General features: G+C 64.4%; 17 protein-coding genes. 5 read left to right on the plus strand and 12 right to left on the minus strand.

From position 1 onward, the window contains the following. Positions 1–44 precede the first annotated feature (44 nt). Genes AAFN55_RS23670 through AAFN55_RS23695 form a run of 6 tightly spaced genes read right to left on the minus strand, consistent with a single transcriptional unit; the run spans position 45 to position 6,436 of the window. Positions 45–743 (minus strand): HAD family hydrolase, encoded by a 699-nt coding sequence (locus AAFN55_RS23670; RefSeq protein ID WP_347801439.1) that lies wholly within the window; start codon positions 741–743, stop codon positions 45–47. Positions 744–780: 37 nt separating this feature from the next. Next, complete coding sequence (locus AAFN55_RS23675) at positions 781–1,362, minus strand: sarcosine oxidase subunit gamma (protein ID WP_347801440.1); 582 nt, start codon at positions 1,360–1,362, stop codon at positions 781–783. Next, positions 1,355–4,348 carry a sarcosine oxidase subunit alpha gene (locus AAFN55_RS23680; RefSeq protein ID WP_347801441.1) on the minus strand — a complete coding sequence of 998 codons (2,994 nt, stop codon included), beginning with the start codon at positions 4,346–4,348 and terminating at the stop codon, positions 1,355–1,357. The genes AAFN55_RS23675 and AAFN55_RS23680 overlap by 8 nt, the downstream gene beginning before the upstream one ends. Next, a complete protein-coding gene (locus tag AAFN55_RS23685) occupies positions 4,348–4,734 on the minus strand; it encodes a sarcosine oxidase subunit delta (RefSeq protein WP_347801442.1) in 387 nt (128 codons plus the stop codon). Before AAFN55_RS23685 ends, AAFN55_RS23680 begins: the two co-directional genes overlap by 1 nt. Before the next feature lie 8 nt (positions 4,735–4,742). Next, positions 4,743–5,183: a hypothetical protein gene (locus AAFN55_RS23690; RefSeq protein ID WP_347801443.1), complete on the minus strand. Its 441-nt coding sequence runs from the start codon at positions 5,181–5,183 to the stop codon at positions 4,743–4,745. Next, positions 5,183–6,436 (minus strand): sarcosine oxidase subunit beta, encoded by a 1,254-nt coding sequence (locus AAFN55_RS23695; protein WP_347801444.1) that lies wholly within the window; start codon positions 6,434–6,436, stop codon positions 5,183–5,185. Before AAFN55_RS23695 ends, AAFN55_RS23690 begins: the two co-directional genes overlap by 1 nt. Before the next feature lie 332 nt (positions 6,437–6,768). Between AAFN55_RS23695 and rpsU the strand changes: the two genes are divergently transcribed. The 4 genes from rpsU (at position 6,769) to AAFN55_RS23715 (ending at position 9,325) form a co-directional block, all read left to right on the plus strand. After that, positions 6,769–7,002: a 30S ribosomal protein S21 gene (gene rpsU, locus AAFN55_RS23700; protein ID WP_105742769.1), complete on the plus strand. Its 234-nt coding sequence runs from the start codon at positions 6,769–6,771 to the stop codon at positions 7,000–7,002. A 183-nt stretch (positions 7,003–7,185) separates the two neighbouring features. Further along, positions 7,186–8,004 carry a tetratricopeptide repeat protein gene (locus tag AAFN55_RS23705; protein WP_347801488.1) on the plus strand — a complete coding sequence of 273 codons (819 nt, stop codon included), beginning with the start codon at positions 7,186–7,188 and terminating at the stop codon, positions 8,002–8,004. Between the two features lie 63 nt (positions 8,005–8,067). Beyond that, on the plus strand, positions 8,068–8,547 hold the full coding sequence (locus tag AAFN55_RS23710) for a DUF992 domain-containing protein (RefSeq protein WP_347801445.1): 480 nt from the start codon (positions 8,068–8,070) through the stop codon (positions 8,545–8,547). Positions 8,548–8,692: 145 nt separating this feature from the next. Beyond that, positions 8,693–9,325, plus strand: coding sequence for a LysE family translocator (locus AAFN55_RS23715; RefSeq protein WP_347801446.1), 633 nt, complete (start codon positions 8,693–8,695; stop codon positions 9,323–9,325). Between the two features lie 639 nt (positions 9,326–9,964). Here AAFN55_RS23715 and AAFN55_RS23720 read toward each other — a convergent pair. The 4 genes from AAFN55_RS23720 to AAFN55_RS23735 form a co-directional block, all read right to left on the minus strand. Beyond that, positions 9,965–10,780 carry an ABC transporter permease gene (locus AAFN55_RS23720; protein ID WP_347801447.1) on the minus strand — a complete coding sequence of 272 codons (816 nt, stop codon included), beginning with the start codon at positions 10,778–10,780 and terminating at the stop codon, positions 9,965–9,967. 202 nt (positions 10,781–10,982) lie between these two features. Further along, complete coding sequence (locus tag AAFN55_RS23725; protein WP_347801448.1) at positions 10,983–11,864, minus strand: ABC transporter permease; 882 nt, start codon at positions 11,862–11,864, stop codon at positions 10,983–10,985. Then, on the minus strand, positions 11,857–12,924 hold the full coding sequence (locus AAFN55_RS23730) for an ABC transporter ATP-binding protein (RefSeq protein WP_347801449.1): 1,068 nt from the start codon (positions 12,922–12,924) through the stop codon (positions 11,857–11,859). Before AAFN55_RS23730 ends, AAFN55_RS23725 begins: the two co-directional genes overlap by 8 nt. A 56-nt stretch (positions 12,925–12,980) precedes the next feature. After that, positions 12,981–14,108: an extracellular solute-binding protein gene (locus AAFN55_RS23735; protein ID WP_347801450.1), complete on the minus strand. Its 1,128-nt coding sequence runs from the start codon at positions 14,106–14,108 to the stop codon at positions 12,981–12,983. A gap of 258 nt (positions 14,109–14,366) precedes the next feature. On the opposite strand from AAFN55_RS23735, the gene AAFN55_RS23740 reads away from it, so the two are divergent. Further along, positions 14,367–14,873 carry a DUF1993 domain-containing protein gene (locus AAFN55_RS23740; RefSeq protein WP_347801451.1) on the plus strand — a complete coding sequence of 169 codons (507 nt, stop codon included), beginning with the start codon at positions 14,367–14,369 and terminating at the stop codon, positions 14,871–14,873. Between the two features lie 48 nt (positions 14,874–14,921). Here the strand turns inward: AAFN55_RS23740 and AAFN55_RS23745 are convergent, their stop codons facing one another. Together AAFN55_RS23745 and AAFN55_RS23750 are read right to left on the minus strand one after the other, a co-directional pair. Then, complete coding sequence (locus AAFN55_RS23745) at positions 14,922–15,608, minus strand: hypothetical protein (RefSeq protein ID WP_347801452.1); 687 nt, start codon at positions 15,606–15,608, stop codon at positions 14,922–14,924. Positions 15,609–15,779: 171 nt separating this feature from the next. Continuing rightward, positions 15,780–15,899, minus strand: a 120-nt coding sequence (locus AAFN55_RS23750; RefSeq protein ID WP_347800296.1) for an NAD(P)(+) transhydrogenase (Re/Si-specific) subunit beta, incomplete at its 5' end; no start/stop codon positions are given.

The following is a 15,899-nucleotide window of genomic DNA, read 5'->3' on the forward strand; positions in this document are numbered from 1 at the left end:
AGATCGCCACTGATGCGTCCGTAGGACGCGCGGCGATCGACGCGTCAGCGCAGCGTCGCGATCAGCGCTCCCAACTCGCCCAGATGCTCGATCTTGCGATAGCGCGGATGCTGATCGGGTTCGTCGATCCGCTCCAGAACCCACGTCAGGTCGTGCGGAATATAGACGCCCCAGCTTCCGGCTTCGATCGCGGGTGCGATATCCGATTTCAGCGAATTGCCGACCATCATGCTGCGTGCCGCGCCGTCTCCGTGGCGGCTGAACACGCGCTCATAGGTCGCCGCGTTCTTGTCGCTGACGATTTCCACACCGTCGAAAAAGTCGCCGAGCCCCGACTGTGCCAGCTTGCGCTCCTGGTCGAAGAGATCGCCCTTGGTGATCATCACGAGGCGGAAATCCCCCGACAACGCCTCCAGCGTTTCGCGGACATGCGGCAGCGTCTCGATGGGATGGCGCAGCATCTCGCGGCCCATGCCGAGTATGTCTCCGATGACACTGGCCGGCACGCGACCTTCGGTGACCTCCACGGCAGTCTCGATCATGGACAGCGTGAAGCCCTTTATGCCGAACCCATAGTGGCCAAGATTTCGCTTCTCCGCCTCCAGCAACCGGTCCTGCAAATGGTCGGCTTCCGCATAATCCGTCAGAAGCTCGGCAAATCTCGTTTCAGTCAGACGAAAAAACTGTTCGTTCTGCCACAGCGTGTCGTCTGCATCGAAACCGATGGTGGAAAGCGTGCTCATGCCCCAATCTCGCACGAAGCCGCCCGGCAGTTCAATCTCAGGCCGCCGCGTCGCGCGCGGCATCCGCCAGGAACGCGAATGCATAGTCCGAGAACGACCGCCAGCATTCGACCCGGAACTCCGTCTCGCCGGTTCGCCACACGACGATCTCGATCTTGCCGAGGACGGTGCGTGAACACGCGCCCACCGGGAACACGCCGATCGACAGATCCTGCGGACAGCCCGCACTGATCGTCGCCTCCGCCCCCGGCCCGGATACCAGGATGCCGACATTGCGGTGCGACACGTCCACCGCCGAGTGGAACGTCTTGACGCCCGCACGGGCCGCGACCGGATCGTTGCCGGCTTGATCGATGACGAGCCATTCGTCCGGTCCGAGCCACAGCGCCGCGCGGCCGGCCTTCTCGGCAGACGTCTTCGGCTTCAGCGGAAGCGTCACGCCAAGCGCCTTGGACAGGGCGGCAACGCCGGCTTCAGGCGCACGCAGCGACATTCGATGCGCAGGCGCGGCGAGCGCGACGGTGACGCCCGTTCCGCTCGCGGAGCGGCCATCCAGCGGCCCCTTGCGCGATATTGTCGAGGCTGCGGATTGCGCCGCCTTCGTCATGGACTTAGCCATTGAGCCGTTCTCCCGTCTCGTCGAAGAACACCGTGCCCGTCACCACGACCTCGATCGTGCGATCCGGCATCGGCACATAGAGCGTTTCGCCGATCCGGTCGCGACCGCCCGCGATCAGCGCCAGCGCGATCGAGCGGCCGCAATTCTCCGACCAGTAGCTCGACGTCACATGGCCGATCATCGTCATCGGCACTTTTTGCGCTGGGTCCGCGACGATCTGCGCGCCCTCGTCGAGGACCGTCTTCGGATCGATCGTCTTGAGACCGACAAGTTGCTTGCGACCGGGCGCGACGAGATCCGGTCTCGTCAGGCCGCGAATGCCCACGAAGTCCGTCTTCTTCTTGCCGACGGCCCAATCCAGCCCGGCATCGTTCGGCGTCACCGTGCCGTCCGTGTCCTGGCCGACGATGATGTAGCCTTTTTCGGCGCGCAGGATGTGCATCGCTTCGGTGCCATAAGCGCACGCGCCATGTTTTTGCGCTTGCGCCCAAACGGCGTCCCATACGGCCTGCCCATAATCCGACGGCACGTTGATCTCGAAGCCGCGCTCGCCGGTGAAGGACATGCGGAAGAGCCGCGTCGGCACACCGCAGATCCTGCCCTCGCGAACCGACATATGCGGCAGCGCCGCATCCGACATGTCGATGCCCTCGACCAGCGGCTCGATGATCGCCCGTGAGTTCGGCCCCTGCACCGCGATCACCGACCACTGTTCGGAGATCGAGGTGAGATAGACCTGCAATTGCGGGAATTCGGTCTGGAGGTAGTCCTCCATGTGGTTCATCACGCGCGCCGCGCCGCCCGTCGTCGTCGTGACGTGGAAGCGGTCCTCGGCGAGCCTGCCGACCACGCCGTCATCATAGATGAAACCGTCCTCGCGCAGCATGATGCCATAGCGGCAGCGGCCGGGCTCCAGCTTCTGCCATGGGTTGGTGTAGAGCATTTCCATGAAGGTGGCGGCGTCCGGCCCCACGACCTCGATCTTGCCGAGCGTCGAGGCATCGAAGATGCCGCCGACCTCGCGGACGGTCCTGCACTCGCGATCGACGGCCGCGTGCATGTCCTCGCCCGGACGCGGGAAGTACCAGGCGCGCTTCCACTGCCCGACATCCTCGAACACCGCGCCATGCGCCTGCGCCCATTCATGCGTCGCGGTTCGGCGTGTCGGGTCGAACAGTTCGCCACGCGCGTGGTTCACGATCGCGCCGAACGTCACCGGCGTGTAGGGCGCGCGGAACGTCGTCAGGCCGACCTCGGGGATCGGCTTGTCGAGCGTCTCGGCGGCAATCGCCAGCCCGTGCATGTTCGACGTCTTGCCCTGGTCGGTCGCCATGCCGTTGGTCGTGAAGCGCTTCACATGCTCGATCGAGCGCATGCCTTCGCGAACCGCCTGGCGGATGTCCTTGGCGGTGACGTCGTTCTGGAAGTCCACGAACGCCTTGACGGAGGTGTCCGCGCCGGCACCGGGCGCTGAACCCAGCATGCCGCCTGCCCAGCTTTCGCTTGTCGTTGCCTTGGGGCTCGAGGCCTTTCCGGTCTTGAGGCCGGCAGCTTTCGCCGCAGCTTCACCCGCCGCAAACGCCTCATCCAGCGCGTCACCGAGATAGTCTGTGCCGTTGCACGATCCGACCGAGACGCAGTCCTGCGCGTACTGGCCCGGCAGAAACCGCTTCGTCTGCTCGTCGAACGCCACCTTGCCGCGCGATTGCGAGAAAAGATGCACCGACGGCGTCCAGCCGGCCGAGGTCAAAAGCGCATCGATCGCGATCGTCCGCGACGCGCCGCCATTCTTGGGCTGGACCGTCATCGACGAGACGCGCTGACGTCCTCCGACGCTCACCACCGCACGTCCGGCATTGATCTCGATGCCCAGCGCGCGGGCCTCGTCCACGGCGGGACCCTGCGGGTTGTCGCGCAGATCGACGATGGCCGGCACGTCCACGCCGGCTTTCTTGAGGTCGATGGCAGCGTGATAGGCGGAATCGTTGGCGGTGTAGATGCCGACCTGACGCCCGACGGCAACACCGTATTGATTGAGATAGGTGCGTCCGGCGGAGGCCAGCATCACGCCCGGCCGGTCATTGTCGGCAAACACCATGTGCCGCTCGATCGCGCCGGTTGCGAGGATGACGCGCTTCGCACGGATCTGCCACAGCCGCTCGCGCGGCAGGGCCGGCAGCGGCGACGCGAGATGCTCGGTGACGCGCTGCGTCAGCCCGACGAAGTTCTGCGCATAGTAGCCGAAGCCGGTGGTGCGCGTCAGCACGCGCACATTGGGCATCGCCGCAAGGGTTTTGGCAGCAGCGGACGCCCACGTCCAGCCGTGCTCGCCGTCGATCCGCGTGCCCGTCTCGAAGTGGAGCGAGCCGCCGAGATCGGGTTGCTCGTCGGCGATGACGACCCGCGCACCTGCCTCTGCCGCAGCGAGCGCGGCTGCGATGCCCGAGGCACCGCCGCCGATGACCAGCACGTCGCAATGGACGAAGCGCGAGGCATAGTGATCGGGATCAGGCTGGTCCGGCGACACGCCGAGGCCGGCGGCGGCTCGGATCTTGGGCTCGTAAATCTTTTCCCACGCAGCCTTCGGCCACATGAACGTCTTGTAGTAGAAACCGGCCGAGAAGAATGGCGATGCGAGGTCGTTGACGGCTCCGATGTCGTGCTTCAGCGACGGCCACCGGTTCTGCGAGACGGCGGTGAGCCCGTCATACAACTCCTGCACCGTCGCGCGCACGTTCGGCGTCTTGCGCGCCGCATCCCGGTGGATGCCGACGAGCGCATTGGGTTCTTCGGCCCCCGCGGAAAGAATGCCGCGCGGGCGGTGATACTTGAACGACCGTCCGACGAGATGAATGCCGTTGGCCAGCAGGGCTGACGCCAGCGTATCCCCTTCGAGACCCGTGAACGTCTCTCCGTCGAAGGTGAATCGAACGGTTTTCGCAGGCGTGAGCCGGCCCTTGCCGGAAATGCGGAACGGAGCAGTCATCACGCGTCTCCCTTCTTGGCCGCTGTCCGCTTGGGCGCAGGCTTCTTCACATTGAGCTGATCCGGCGGGCGATTCGCATAGGCCGCGGGGCCGGCGTTCTTTCCGCCGGTCAACACGGGCTTCGGCTCGCCCGCCTTGTAGGTGATGACGAACTTGTCGGTGATGGTGTCGCGCGCCGCATTGAAGAAGCGCGCGCAGCCATGCAGGTGCCGCCAGCGCTCGAAGATCAGCCCCTTGGGGTTTGCACGAATGAAGAAGAACTTTTCGAAATCTTCCTCGCTCATGCCGACCATATCGGTCGGCCGCGCGATATGGGCTTCGCCGGCGTGGCGAAACTCCAGCTCTGGGCGCTCTTCTTCGCAGTAGGGGCAACGGATCAGCAGCATGGGATTCTCTAGAGTTCGCCGGGACCGATATCGGTCCCGCGTGGTTGGTCGCAGAGGCGGCGGCCCAGCCGCTCGAAGGGCGCCATGCGCTCGATCAGTTCCTCCACCGTATCGACCTGAACGATGAGATGGCGGCTGCCAATATTGAGCAGGGTGATGTCGAATGGGTTGGACGACACGAAGACCATGTCGGGGACATAGCCCTCCACCTCATGTTCATCGAGATCGTCCGGAACGGTTTCGATGAACTGGACGATTTTCTGCCCGCCGCTCCAGACGCAGGACAGCGTTCCGTCATCAACGGTAAACGGCCAGTCCTTCTCGTTGCCGGTGCGGGAGATTTTCTGGAAGCGGACGTCCTCGGGTCCGGGAATATAAAACAGGCTCCGCTCGTCGCTGACGAGAAGCAGCGGCACGGCGACAGTCATTGCTGTTGCCAGTGTGAGCATCAGTGCGCCACCGCGGCGGCTGCCGCCTCGTCGATCAGGCGTCCGGTGCGGAAGCGCTCGAGCGTGAACGGCGCGTTGATCCGATGCGGCTCGTCCCTGGCGATGGTGTGTGCAAAGACGTTGCCGGAGCCCGGCGTCGCCTTGAACCCGCCCGTTCCCCAGCCGCAATTGACGTACAGCCCCTTGACCGGCGTCTTGGCGAGGATCGGCGAGCGATCCGGCGTGACGTCGACGATACCGCCCCACGAGCGCAGCATCTTCATGCGCGTGAAGATCGGGAACATCTCGCAGATCGCATCGAGCGTGTGGTTGATGATGTGCAGGCCGCCGGTCTGCGAATACGAGGTGTATTGGTCGGTGCCGGCGCCGATCACCAGTTCGCCCTTGTCGGACTGCGAGATGTAGGCGTGCACGGTGTTCGACATCACCACGCAAGGGAAGATCGGCTTGATCGGTTCTGAAACCAGCGCCTGCAACGGATAGCTTTCGAGCGGCATGCGCACGTCGGCCATCTCCATGAGCACCGACGAATGACCCGCCGCCACGACGCCGACCTTCTTCGCGCCGATGAAGCCCTTGCTCGTCTCGACGCCGAGGACGTGGCCCTGCGGCGCGCGGCGGATGCCGGTCACTTCGCAATTCTGGATGATGTCGACGCCCCGCGCCGAAGCGCCGCGCGCATAACCCCACGCAACCGCATCATGCCGCGCCGTCCCGCCACGCCGCTGCAAGGCGGCGCCCATCACCGGATAGCGCGCGGACTGCGAGATGTTGAGCGGCGGGCAGAACTCCTTCGCCTGCTCCGGCGTCAGCCATTCATTGTCGATGCCGTTCAGCCGGTTGGCGTGGATATGCCGCTTGAACACCTGCACGTCGTGGACGTTGTGGGCCAGCATCATCACGCCGCGCGGCGAATACATGACGTTGTAATTGAGCTCCTGCGAGAGCCCGTCCCACAGCTTGACGGCGTGGTCGTAGATGCCGGCGCTCTCGTCATAGAGATAGTTGGAGCGGATGATCGTCGTGTTACGGCCGGTGTTGCCGCCGCCCAGCCAGCCCTTCTCGACCACGGCAACATTGGTGATGCCGTGCTCCTTGGCCAGATAGTAGGCGGTCGCCAGCCCGTGACCGCCTGCGCCGACGATGATCACGTCGTATTCGGACTTGGGCTCGGGCGAGCCCCACTGTTCTTCCCAGCCCTTGTGGCCACGAAGCGCCTCGCGAGCGATGGCGAAGGCGGAGTATTTGCGCATGGGCTCTGGCCTCGGACTGCCGGTTCGTCTGTCGTGCTTCGTTCGAAGCGCGAGGTGTATCACTAGCCAAAAGCCGTCGCCACTCTTGCGCTGTTTGCGACGGCGAATGCCGTATGCGCGCGGCAACGTACCACACGCCCCATTGCGCGGGCGCACGACGCATAAATGCCGCTACGGCATGGTTGACGCGCATCAGGCGGTGGACAACACCTTCCGGTTCTGCTATGAGCCGCCGCAATTCGTGGTGCCACCGCTGCGGAACGCATCCAAGTGCGTCCAAAGTCCATCGGAACCACCGAGACTTTGACATCAACCTGAAGACAGGAACGCACGTGCAGGTACTCGTCCGCGACAACAATGTTGACCAGGCGCTCCGCGCTCTCAAGAAGAAGATGCAGCGCGAAGGCATTTTCCGCGAAATGAAGATGCGCGGTCACTATGAGAAGCCGTCCGAGAAGCGCGCCCGCGAAAAGGCCGAAGCCGTTCGCCGCGCCCGCAAGCTGGCCCGCAAGCGCGCCCAGCGCGAAGGCCTCGTGGCCGGCGGCCGCGTCGCGCCTGCACGCTGATTACGCCTAGTTTTCGACCTTTTCAGTCGATACTGACAAAGGTGGCGCGATGCGAATCGCCGCCGCCTTTTTGCTTATGAGCGTTTGGCCGGTCGTGGAACCTTCCCGGGCGGCATGACTTATCGAACGCGCACAAGGGGGAATGCCGGGATGCATCTCGACGCAATCGATCGCAGGCCGAACATGATGGTTAGGACGGGCGCGTTTGCGCTCTTCGCGGCATTCGCACTGGCAGGCTGCCAGACGGCGACAGGGCCGCTCGGCGAGGTGGCGGCCATCGACGCCGCACAGGGCTCGACGGAGAACATCTCGTCGCTCAGCGCCGTCATCCAGCGCAATCCCAACGACCCCGAAGGCTACAATGTGCGCGGCTCGGCCTATGGTCGCGGCGGACGCTACGCCGAAGCCCTCAAGGACTTCGACATGGCGATCCAGCTCAACCCGCAATTCTACCAGGCCTATTCCAACCGCGCGCTGATCCACCGCTTCACCGGCGACCAGCAGCGCGCAGTGGCCGATTACAACCAGTCGATCCAGATCAATCCGAACTACGACGCGGCCTATATCGGGCGCGGCAATCTCTATCGCCTGGCCGGTCGCGGCACGGAAGCGTTCGCCGATTTCGAGAAGGCGATCCAGCTCGACACCACCGACCCCCGCGCCTACCACAATCGCGGCCTGCTCTATCAGGCGCGCGGCCAGCATGACTTCGCGATCGAGGATTTCGCGACCGCCATCTCGCTGGCGCCGAGCAATGCCGAGCCGTACAACGGCCGTGGCCTGTCCTACCTCGCCCGCAACGACGAGGACAACGCGCTCGCCGACTTCAACACCGCCATCAAGCTCGACAAGAGCAACGCCGAGGCCTGGGCCTATCAGGGCCTGATCCTCGAGCGGCGAGGCGACAAGACGCGCGCCTATCGCTCCTACGCCGAAGCCGCGCGCCTCAACCCGCAGCTCAAGGCGGCGACGGACGGCGTGGCACGAACCCGCGGCGCCTGACGCAGGGCGGCGGAACCTCCTTCGTCCTCGCTGGTTGAAGTTGCGAGACGAAGGAGAAAACCCATGAAACATCGCATCATCCTTGCCGCGACACTTCTCGCGGCAGTTGTCACGACGCCCGTCCTCGCACAGGAAGGCACGGAACTGGGCGTTCTGGATTGCGTCATCGAGGGCGGCACCGGCTTCATCGTCGGGTCCAGCAAGGATTTGAACTGCACCTTCACCTCCGCTGACAGCACGCTGGCGCCCGAAGCCTATCTCGGCGTGGTCAACAAGTTTGGCCTCGATATCGGCACCACAGGCGACCAGTTGATGCAGTGGCTGGTGCTGGCTCCGACCGCCAACGCATATGTACCCGGCGTGCTTGCGGGCGACTATGTCGGCGCATCGGCGGAGGCCACGGCAGGCGTCGGCGTCGGCGCGAACGTGCTGATCGGCGGCTCGGACCGGACGATCTCGCTCCAGCCTATTAGCGTGCAGGCGCAGACGGGCCTCAACCTTGCGCTCGGCGTGACCGAATTCAAGCTGCGCAGCATCGATTGATCGATGCGCCGGTGCGCCAGGCAAACGGCGCACCGCACGTGGCATAAAGGCCGGTTGTTGCATCCGCTCCTTTGGCATGTTTGGGTCTTGGCGGCTCGGTAGACACGCACCGTGCCAATTGCCGGCACCAACACGGAAAGCCCCTATGCCCGAGACCGCGAGCCTGATCGGTTTTGCCCTTGTCGCTTTGGGCATGGTGCTGACGCCCGGCCCGAACATGGTTTACCTCGTCTCGCGTTCGATCAGCCAGGGGCCGCTCGCCGGCCTGATTTCGCTGGGCGGCGTGGCGCTGGGCTTCGTCTTCTACATGCTGGCGGCCGCCTTCGGCATCACCGCGCTCGTCTTCGCCGTGCCGTTCGCGTATGACGCGCTGCGTCTCGCGGGCGCGGCCTATCTGCTCTGGCTCGCATGGCAGGCGGTGCGCCCCGGTGGCCGCTCGCCGTTCCAGGTCAAGGATCTTCCTGTCGATGGTCCACGCAAGCTGTTCCTGATGGGCCTTCTCACCAATCTCCTCAACCCCAAGATCGCGATGGTCTATCTGTCGCTTCTGCCGCAATTCATCGATCCTGCTGCGGGATCGGTGCTCACGCAGACGCTGGTGCTGGGCTTCACCCAGATCGCGATCAGCGTGTCGGTCAACGCGATGATCGCGATCGCGGCCGGCTCGATCGCGCTGTTCCTGATACGCAGGCCGTTCTGGATGACGGTCCAGCGCTGGCTGATGGGAACCGTTCTCGGCGGCCTCGCGGTCAACATGGCGCTCGACGCGCGGCGGTAAACCAGCCTTCCCCATTACCACGCCCCGTTTCCGGTCTGGTCCTTGTGAAAGGGCGGGAAGCGGGGCGCGAGGCCGTGTCTTCCGAATGATAATTACGTGGTGCGAACCTCGCGCCCCGCCGGTGCTGTCACCATCGACGAAGCTGAGCCGGACTTGGCATTTGCGCCTCCGACTCCGACCTCCCCGAAGCCCGGATTCAAGGCCAGACGTCTCACTCGTCAGACCACGCTACCCGGACACCGTCACCCTCCCCTGATCCCCGGTGCGCACCAGAGTTCCCGTGAGGGTGATGGGGCGAATATGGCGGCGGCGGTACGGGGCGTGGATGAAATCGGGGGGATATTTTTGGGAAGTGGTTGATCGGGTTGGGGGAAAGTTTTGGGAGTGGGGAATCTTCTCCACCTGCGGTGGGTGACCGGGCACCCGGCTCTGCACCACCCTGCGACTGAACCGGCGAGGCATGGATCCCCGGGTCTGCGCATCGAGCTTCGCTCGACGCTCCGCCCGAGGATGACGAAGTGGGTGGGGAAGCCTTGGGATGACGAAGTGGGTGTGGGCGCGCGTTCGCGAGGTCTGATGCGACGTTGACAATGTAGGGGGTAAACGCGCTCATCATAGCGTCACCCGCAGACACCCGCCTCAGCCAGGCGCGACATCCCGACCGGCCTTGGCCTGTCTGCGGCGGGCGATTTCGAACGCCACCGCGCCGATGATCGTCATCGCGATCATGATGAGCGCCAGCGCGTTGACGGCAGGCGTGAGACCCGTTCGCACCTTGGTCGCGATATAGACAGTCAGCGGGGTGTCGAAGCCGCGCACGAAGAGCGTCGTGTTGTAGTTCTCGATCGATTGCAGCATCGCCAGGAATCCGGCGGCGATCAAGGCGGGTTTCAGGAACGGCAGTATGATGCGCCGGAACACCATGAATTTCGATGCGCCGAGGCCGAGCGCCGCCTCTTCCTGCGTGCGGTCGAACCGTTGCAGCCGCGCCGCGATCATCAGCATGACGTAGCAGATGATGAAGCTCGCCTGCGCGAGCACGATCAAAAACAAGCCGCCGCCGACGCCGAGTTGGCGCCAGAGGACCAGTGTCGCGATGCCGATGACCACGCCGGGCGTCAGCAACGGCGACACCATCAGCGCGTAGAGGAAGCCGCGCGCCCGCGAATGCAGGCTGGTGAGGATCAGGGCCGCCGCTGTGCCGACCGGCAGCGCGATCGCGACGACGCAGACCGCGATGATGACCGACGTCCACAGGGCCTGCCACATGGCGCGGTCCGCCCAGAGCGCGGAAAACCATTGCAGCGTCGTGCCCTGCCACGGCGTGACGGTCGGAAAGCGGCTGGTGTTGAACGTCGCCGCGCCCATGATGGCGAGCGGCGCGAAGAGATAGACGAAGAACGCCACCAGATAGAGCCCGAACAGGCCCCGCGCGATGCGGTCGCCGGCGCTCATGAGTGGAGCCTCGCAGGCTGAGAGGTGGAGCGGAAAGCACCCCCACCCCTCACCCCTCCCCACAAGGGGGAGGGAGACATTGATGCAGGCGCATCAGTTTCAAACATTGCATCTGGCGCAAACCGGGCAGAATCCCCCTCCCCCTTGTGGGGAGGGGTAAGGGGTGGGGGTTGAGAGCCGCGAAGCTGCATGACAAGCCCGCTCATTTCGCCACCTCGGTCAGGTTCACGCGGGCGATCTTGAGCGTGACGAGGACGACGAGCAGGCAGAGAACCAGCAGCACGAGCGCGTAGGCCGCGCCGCGGTTCCAGTCGCCGCCTTCGAAGAACCAGTTGTAGATGATCTCGGTGAACCAGCGGCTGCCGGGGGCGCCGAGCAGGGCCGGCGCGACATAGGAGCCGGCGGCGAGCATGAAGGTGAAGACGCAGCCCGTCGCGATGCCGGCCTTGGCATGCGGCATGACCACCCGCCAGTGGATGCGCCAGGTCGAGGCGCCGAGGTCGCGCGCGGCCTCGATCTGCGCCTTTTCCAGGCTCTCGATCGCGTTGTAGATCGGGAACAGCATGAACAGGATGTAGGCGTAGATCATGCCGGCCAAGACGCCGCCATTGCCGTACCAGCGCATGGGTTCGTCGATGATGCCGACGCTGAGAAGCGCCGCGTTGAGCGGCCCGCGGAAGGCCAAAAGGATATACCACGCCAGCGTGCGCAGCACCTCGTTGATCCAGAACGGGATCGTCAGCGCGAGCAGGACGATCGCGGTCTGGCCAGGCGTCGCGTGCTGCGCCAGCCAGAAGGCCAAGGGATAGCAGACCACGAAGGTGGCGAAGGCGACGAAGGCGCTGGCCCAGATCGTCTTGAAGAAGATCGAGCGATGAACGCCCTCATTGGCCAGATACATGATGTTGTCGAGCGAATAGACGTCGCTCGGCCCGCCGATCTGCGCCGGCGGAAGATTGGGCCGCAGCGCGTAATCGACCATCATCAGGTTCGGCGCGAGCACCATGCCGGCAAGCCAGACCAGGACGAGCCCGATGAAGATCGTGGAAAGCCCGCCGCCGAAACGCCTGTAGAGATCACCCATCCGCCAGCACCACCGCGTGCGGATTGGCGAATGCGAAGGACGCCTTGCTGCCGATGGGCGGCGCGCCGGCAAGGTCCGTGCTGGAAATCGAGGCGACGAGGTGCGAGCCGTCGTCGAGTTTGCCATGGGCGAGCGCGAAGGCACCCTCGAAATCGATGCGTTCGATATGCGCCGACATGCGGTTGTCGCTGTCGACGCCGGGAACCAGCGCCTCCGGGCGGACGTAGAGTTTTGCCGTCTGCCCGACGCTGAGGCCGGGTCCGGCACGTCCGCGCATCTGCCCCAGCCCCGTTTCGATCGTGGCGATGCCGCCGCCGAGTTCGGTGATCGTGCCGCCGATGGCGTTGGTCTCGCCCACGAAGGAGGCGACGAACGGCGTCGCCGGATTGTCGTAGAGCTCGCGCGGCGTGCCGACCTGCTGGAGCACGCCGGCGCTCATGACCGCGATGCGGTCGGACATGGCGAGCGCTTCGGACTGGTCGTGCGTGATGTAGATGAAGGTGACGCCGGTGCGCTTCTGGAGCGCGCGCAGTTCGGCGCGCATGTGCTGGCGCAGCTTGAGGTCGAGCGCAGACAGCGGCTCGTCGAGCAGCAGCACCTGGGGCTCGACTGCAAGGGCGCGCGCGATCGCCACGCGCTGGCGCTGGCCGCCGGACAATTCGCCCGGCATGCGCTCGCCATAGCCCTCGAGCGCGATGAGCTTGAGAAGGTCGTTTGCCTTGGCCCGCCGCTCCGTCTTGGATGCGCCCCGCGCCTCGAGCCCGAAGGCGATGTTTTCCCAGACCGGCATCAGCGGAAAGAGCGCGAGCGACTGGAAGATCATCGCGGTGGGACGCTGGTTCGGGCCGAGCCCGTCCATATCCTTGCCGCCGATGAGGATGCGCCCCTCAGTGGGCTGGAGAAAGCCTGCGATCATGCGCAGAATGGTGGTCTTGCCGCAGCCCGAAGGCCCGAGGATCGAGAAGAATTCGCCCCCCTCGACCGTGAAGGAGACGTCGCCCACGGCGCGCGTGGAGCCGAAGGTCATGCCGACCTGATGGAGTTCTACAGAATGCGACATAGGTCCCCGGATAAAGGAGGAAGGGCGGTGCAGGACCGCCCTTCCCGATTGGTCGATCAGGCCGACAGGAAGCGGTCCTGATATTCGTTGCGCTTGGTCACGAACCAGTTTTCCTGGATCGGCCACCACCACAACTTCTCCAGCGCGTCGCCCGGATAGGACGCCGCGAAGAAGGCCTTGGCGTCGTCAGAGGTGAGATCGGCGGCACCGACGGCGGTCGAGTTGATCGAGGTGGCGTTGGTGTACATCGCGCCGGCTTCCGGCGTGAGGAACCAGTTGATGAACGCATAGGCCTGATCGAGATTGGCGGCCGCCTTCGGGATCGACACGCCTTCCATCCAGGTCAGCGCGCCTTCCTTCGGCGCGATGAAGCCGACCGGCAGTCCTTCCTTGGCGAGTGCCGCGCCGGTCGAATCCCAGGTCTGGCCGACGGCGCAGCCATTGACGCGGAACGCACCCTGCGCCTCGTTCTCGTTGGTCCAGAACTGGGCGATGTTGCCCTTGCGCGCGATCGCCTCGGCGAGGATCGCGTCATAGACCTCGACCATCGCCTCTTCGGACTTGAACGCGTCGAGCATCGGGCGCGGCAGCTTGCCTTCGGCTTCGAGCCAGAGGCCCAGGCCGACGAGACCGGAATGGCCGCGCACGGTCGCCTTGCCTTCCATCTCCGGCTTCCAGATGTCGCCATAGGATGCGGTGCCGTATTCGAGCGGCGCCTGGTCCTTGTCGAAGGCGAGGCCTTCGGTGCCCCAGTCGGTCGGGACCTGATAGCGCTTGCCCTCGACGACTGCGCCGAGCGTCTCGGAGCTCGACCATGCGCTGGGCAGGCAGCGCGCGACTTCGACCTTGGCTTCGTCGATCGGCTGCACGAGGTCGAACTCGACATAGTTCGGCACGCGGTCGACGGTCGGCCAGATGATGTCGAACCCGCCGCCATTGTTGGCGCGAAGCTGGTTCAGGAGCTCGTCGTTCGTGCCGTAGGGCGTGTAGTTCGCCTTGATGCCGGTCGCGCTCTCGAAAGCGGCGAGCATCTCATCATTGATGTAGCCGGCCCATGCGAAGATGTTGACCGAACCCGACGAGCTCTGCGCGAAGCCGGTGCGCGAGACGAGCGGCGCGGCGAGCGTCGCACCACCGAGGGCTGCCGCACCCTTGAGAAGCGTGCGTCTGTGGATGGCGTTCATTGAGAAGTACTCCCTGTTGGATCAGTAGTCGCCGCATCGGTTATTCCCGTCATGTTACAGAGAGACGACAGTCGTGAAAACCTCCGAATTAGCCGACTTAGGGAGGTCTGCCGCCATGGTTTTCGGACGATGAAATAGCGGTGATACACCCCTCGGAGAGGCCTTGACGGCAGGCGGTGTCAGCAGGCTATCCGGGACGTCATTGACCACACCCGGCCGGACATGCTCAGCCCTGCGATGCAATCACAGGAGAACATCATGCCGCTTTCGCTCTACGACATCAGCATTCCGGTCTTCATACGCGGATTCGGCAATCTGTCGCGCAATCTGGACAAGGGCCGCGCCTTCGCCGACGAGCGCGGCGTGGCGCATTCCCAACTGCTCGAGGCGCGGCTTTTCGAGGATATGACGCCGCTGACCGCGCAGATCCAGCGCGCGAGCGACACGGCGCGCTTTGCAGCCACCCGCGTCGGCCTCGTCGAGGCGGCCGGCATGCCCGACGAGGAAACAAGCTTCGACGATCTGCAGGAGCGCATCCGCGCGACCGTCGCCTACCTCAAGACCGTGCCGGCTGATTCGATGGACGGTCGCGAGGCGGCGGAGGTGGTGGTGACGACGCGGGCGGGCTCGGTCAGTTTCACCGCGAAGGACTACCTGCTCGACTTCGCGCTGCCGAACTTCTTTTTTCACGCCACAACGGCCTACGACATCCTGCGCCACAAGGGCGTGCCGCTCGGAAAAATGGATTTCCTGGGCCCCAGATAAGCAAACGGCCCGCCGGAAGCGGGCCGCGCAAGACATGTTACGGGACGATCAGGAGGTCGGCGTCCCCACGCCCGCGTTGCGCATCGCGGTCGGCAGGCTCGACTCGTAGTCCGATCTGGAAAAACCCCGGTTTTCCGCCATCGAGGCGAGCCGTCCGTTCTTCACCAGATAGTAGTCGGACATGAACTCCGCCTGCGCCTCCAGGTCCAGGGAGGTGAAAAGCCGCCGCCGGTCGGACGCCTGAAACATGTGCGCGTAGATGTAGTTCTTGCTGTTACGCAGCTTCGGGCCGTCTGACGTCTGCTCGATGCCCGGCTTCCACTGGATGATGATGTTCACCGGCAGGATCACGCCCCGCTGATGCTGCCAGACATGGCACAGTTCATGGATGAAGACGCTTCGCTGGCGATAATTGGTCGCGCCGCCGAAATCCTCCCGATAACCGGTGCCGGGCGGGAAATAGATATTACCGTCCGGTGCGTGGGCCGCGCCGAGCGGAATGCCGCGATAGTTCTTCTGGTATACGCTCACCTGATCGTATCGGATCGCGCTCGCGTAAATGCTTCGGGCAAGGATGATCTCGGCCGGCGTTAATGGCCGGCGTCTATCCGCATCCCATTGCTCGGCCTTCTCCGTCGAGAAACCGGGATACTTGTGCCGCAAATACTTTTGCCTGGAGACCTGGGCTGAGACACCCGGCCCGAATGCTTGCTGGAACCCGCCGAAGTTTTGCATGTGCGCATCCTGAGCTGAGACAACAGGCCTGGATGAAAGGTTAGCGGCACCGCCAGTGCTTTGCAACCCTGACGGGTGAGGTCCTCGTATTCAGAGCCCAGGGGGCAATCGACCGGAATGGCAGGCCAAAATCGCCCCCACCATCCCGATCAAATCAACAAAATACGGATCCTAGTGATCCATAGCCTTTACGATTTCCTCGGTCATTTTCTTTGCGTCGCCGAGGAGCATCATGGTTCCGTCCTTGTAGAACAGGGTGTTGTCGATGCCGGCATAGCCCGAGCCGAGCGA

This window comes from Mesorhizobium sp. CAU 1732, from assembly GCF_039888675.1.
In the GTDB taxonomy this organism is placed as follows: Bacteria; Pseudomonadota; Alphaproteobacteria; order Rhizobiales; family Rhizobiaceae; genus Aerobium.

What these genes read in the sequence shown, in the direction of transcription:
- AAFN55_RS23675 (WP_347801440.1), bottom strand. Translation starts at nt 1,362, where the DNA reads ATGGCTAAGTCCATGACGAAGGCGGCGCAATCCGCAGCCTCGACAATA.
- AAFN55_RS23720 (WP_347801447.1), bottom strand. Translation starts at nt 10,780, where the DNA reads ATGAGCGCCGGCGACCGCATCGCGCGGGGCCTGTTCGGGCTCTATCTG.
- AAFN55_RS23735 (WP_347801450.1), bottom strand. Translation starts at nt 14,108, where the DNA reads ATGAACGCCATCCACAGACGCACGCTTCTCAAGGGTGCGGCAGCCCTC.
- AAFN55_RS23685 (WP_347801442.1), bottom strand. Translation starts at nt 4,734, where the DNA reads ATGCTGCTGATCCGTTGCCCCTACTGCGAAGAAGAGCGCCCAGAGCTG.
- AAFN55_RS23715 (WP_347801446.1), top strand. Translation starts at nt 8,693, where the DNA reads ATGCCCGAGACCGCGAGCCTGATCGGTTTTGCCCTTGTCGCTTTGGGC.
- AAFN55_RS23670 (WP_347801439.1), bottom strand. Translation starts at nt 743, where the DNA reads ATGAGCACGCTTTCCACCATCGGTTTCGATGCAGACGACACGCTGTGG.
- AAFN55_RS23690 (WP_347801443.1), bottom strand. Translation starts at nt 5,183, where the DNA reads ATGCTCACACTGGCAACAGCAATGACTGTCGCCGTGCCGCTGCTTCTC.
- AAFN55_RS23740 (WP_347801451.1), top strand. Translation starts at nt 14,367, where the DNA reads ATGCCGCTTTCGCTCTACGACATCAGCATTCCGGTCTTCATACGCGGA.
- AAFN55_RS23680 (WP_347801441.1), bottom strand. Translation starts at nt 4,348, where the DNA reads ATGACTGCTCCGTTCCGCATTTCCGGCAAGGGCCGGCTCACGCCTGCG.
- AAFN55_RS23725 (WP_347801448.1), bottom strand. Translation starts at nt 11,864, where the DNA reads ATGGGTGATCTCTACAGGCGTTTCGGCGGCGGGCTTTCCACGATCTTC.
- AAFN55_RS23695 (WP_347801444.1), bottom strand. Translation starts at nt 6,436, where the DNA reads ATGCGCAAATACTCCGCCTTCGCCATCGCTCGCGAGGCGCTTCGTGGC.
- AAFN55_RS23730 (WP_347801449.1), bottom strand. Translation starts at nt 12,924, where the DNA reads ATGTCGCATTCTGTAGAACTCCATCAGGTCGGCATGACCTTCGGCTCC.
- AAFN55_RS23745 (WP_347801452.1), bottom strand. Translation starts at nt 15,608, where the DNA reads ATGCAAAACTTCGGCGGGTTCCAGCAAGCATTCGGGCCGGGTGTCTCA.
- AAFN55_RS23710 (WP_347801445.1), top strand. Translation starts at nt 8,068, where the DNA reads ATGAAACATCGCATCATCCTTGCCGCGACACTTCTCGCGGCAGTTGTC.
- AAFN55_RS23705 (WP_347801488.1), top strand. Translation starts at nt 7,186, where the DNA reads ATGATGGTTAGGACGGGCGCGTTTGCGCTCTTCGCGGCATTCGCACTG.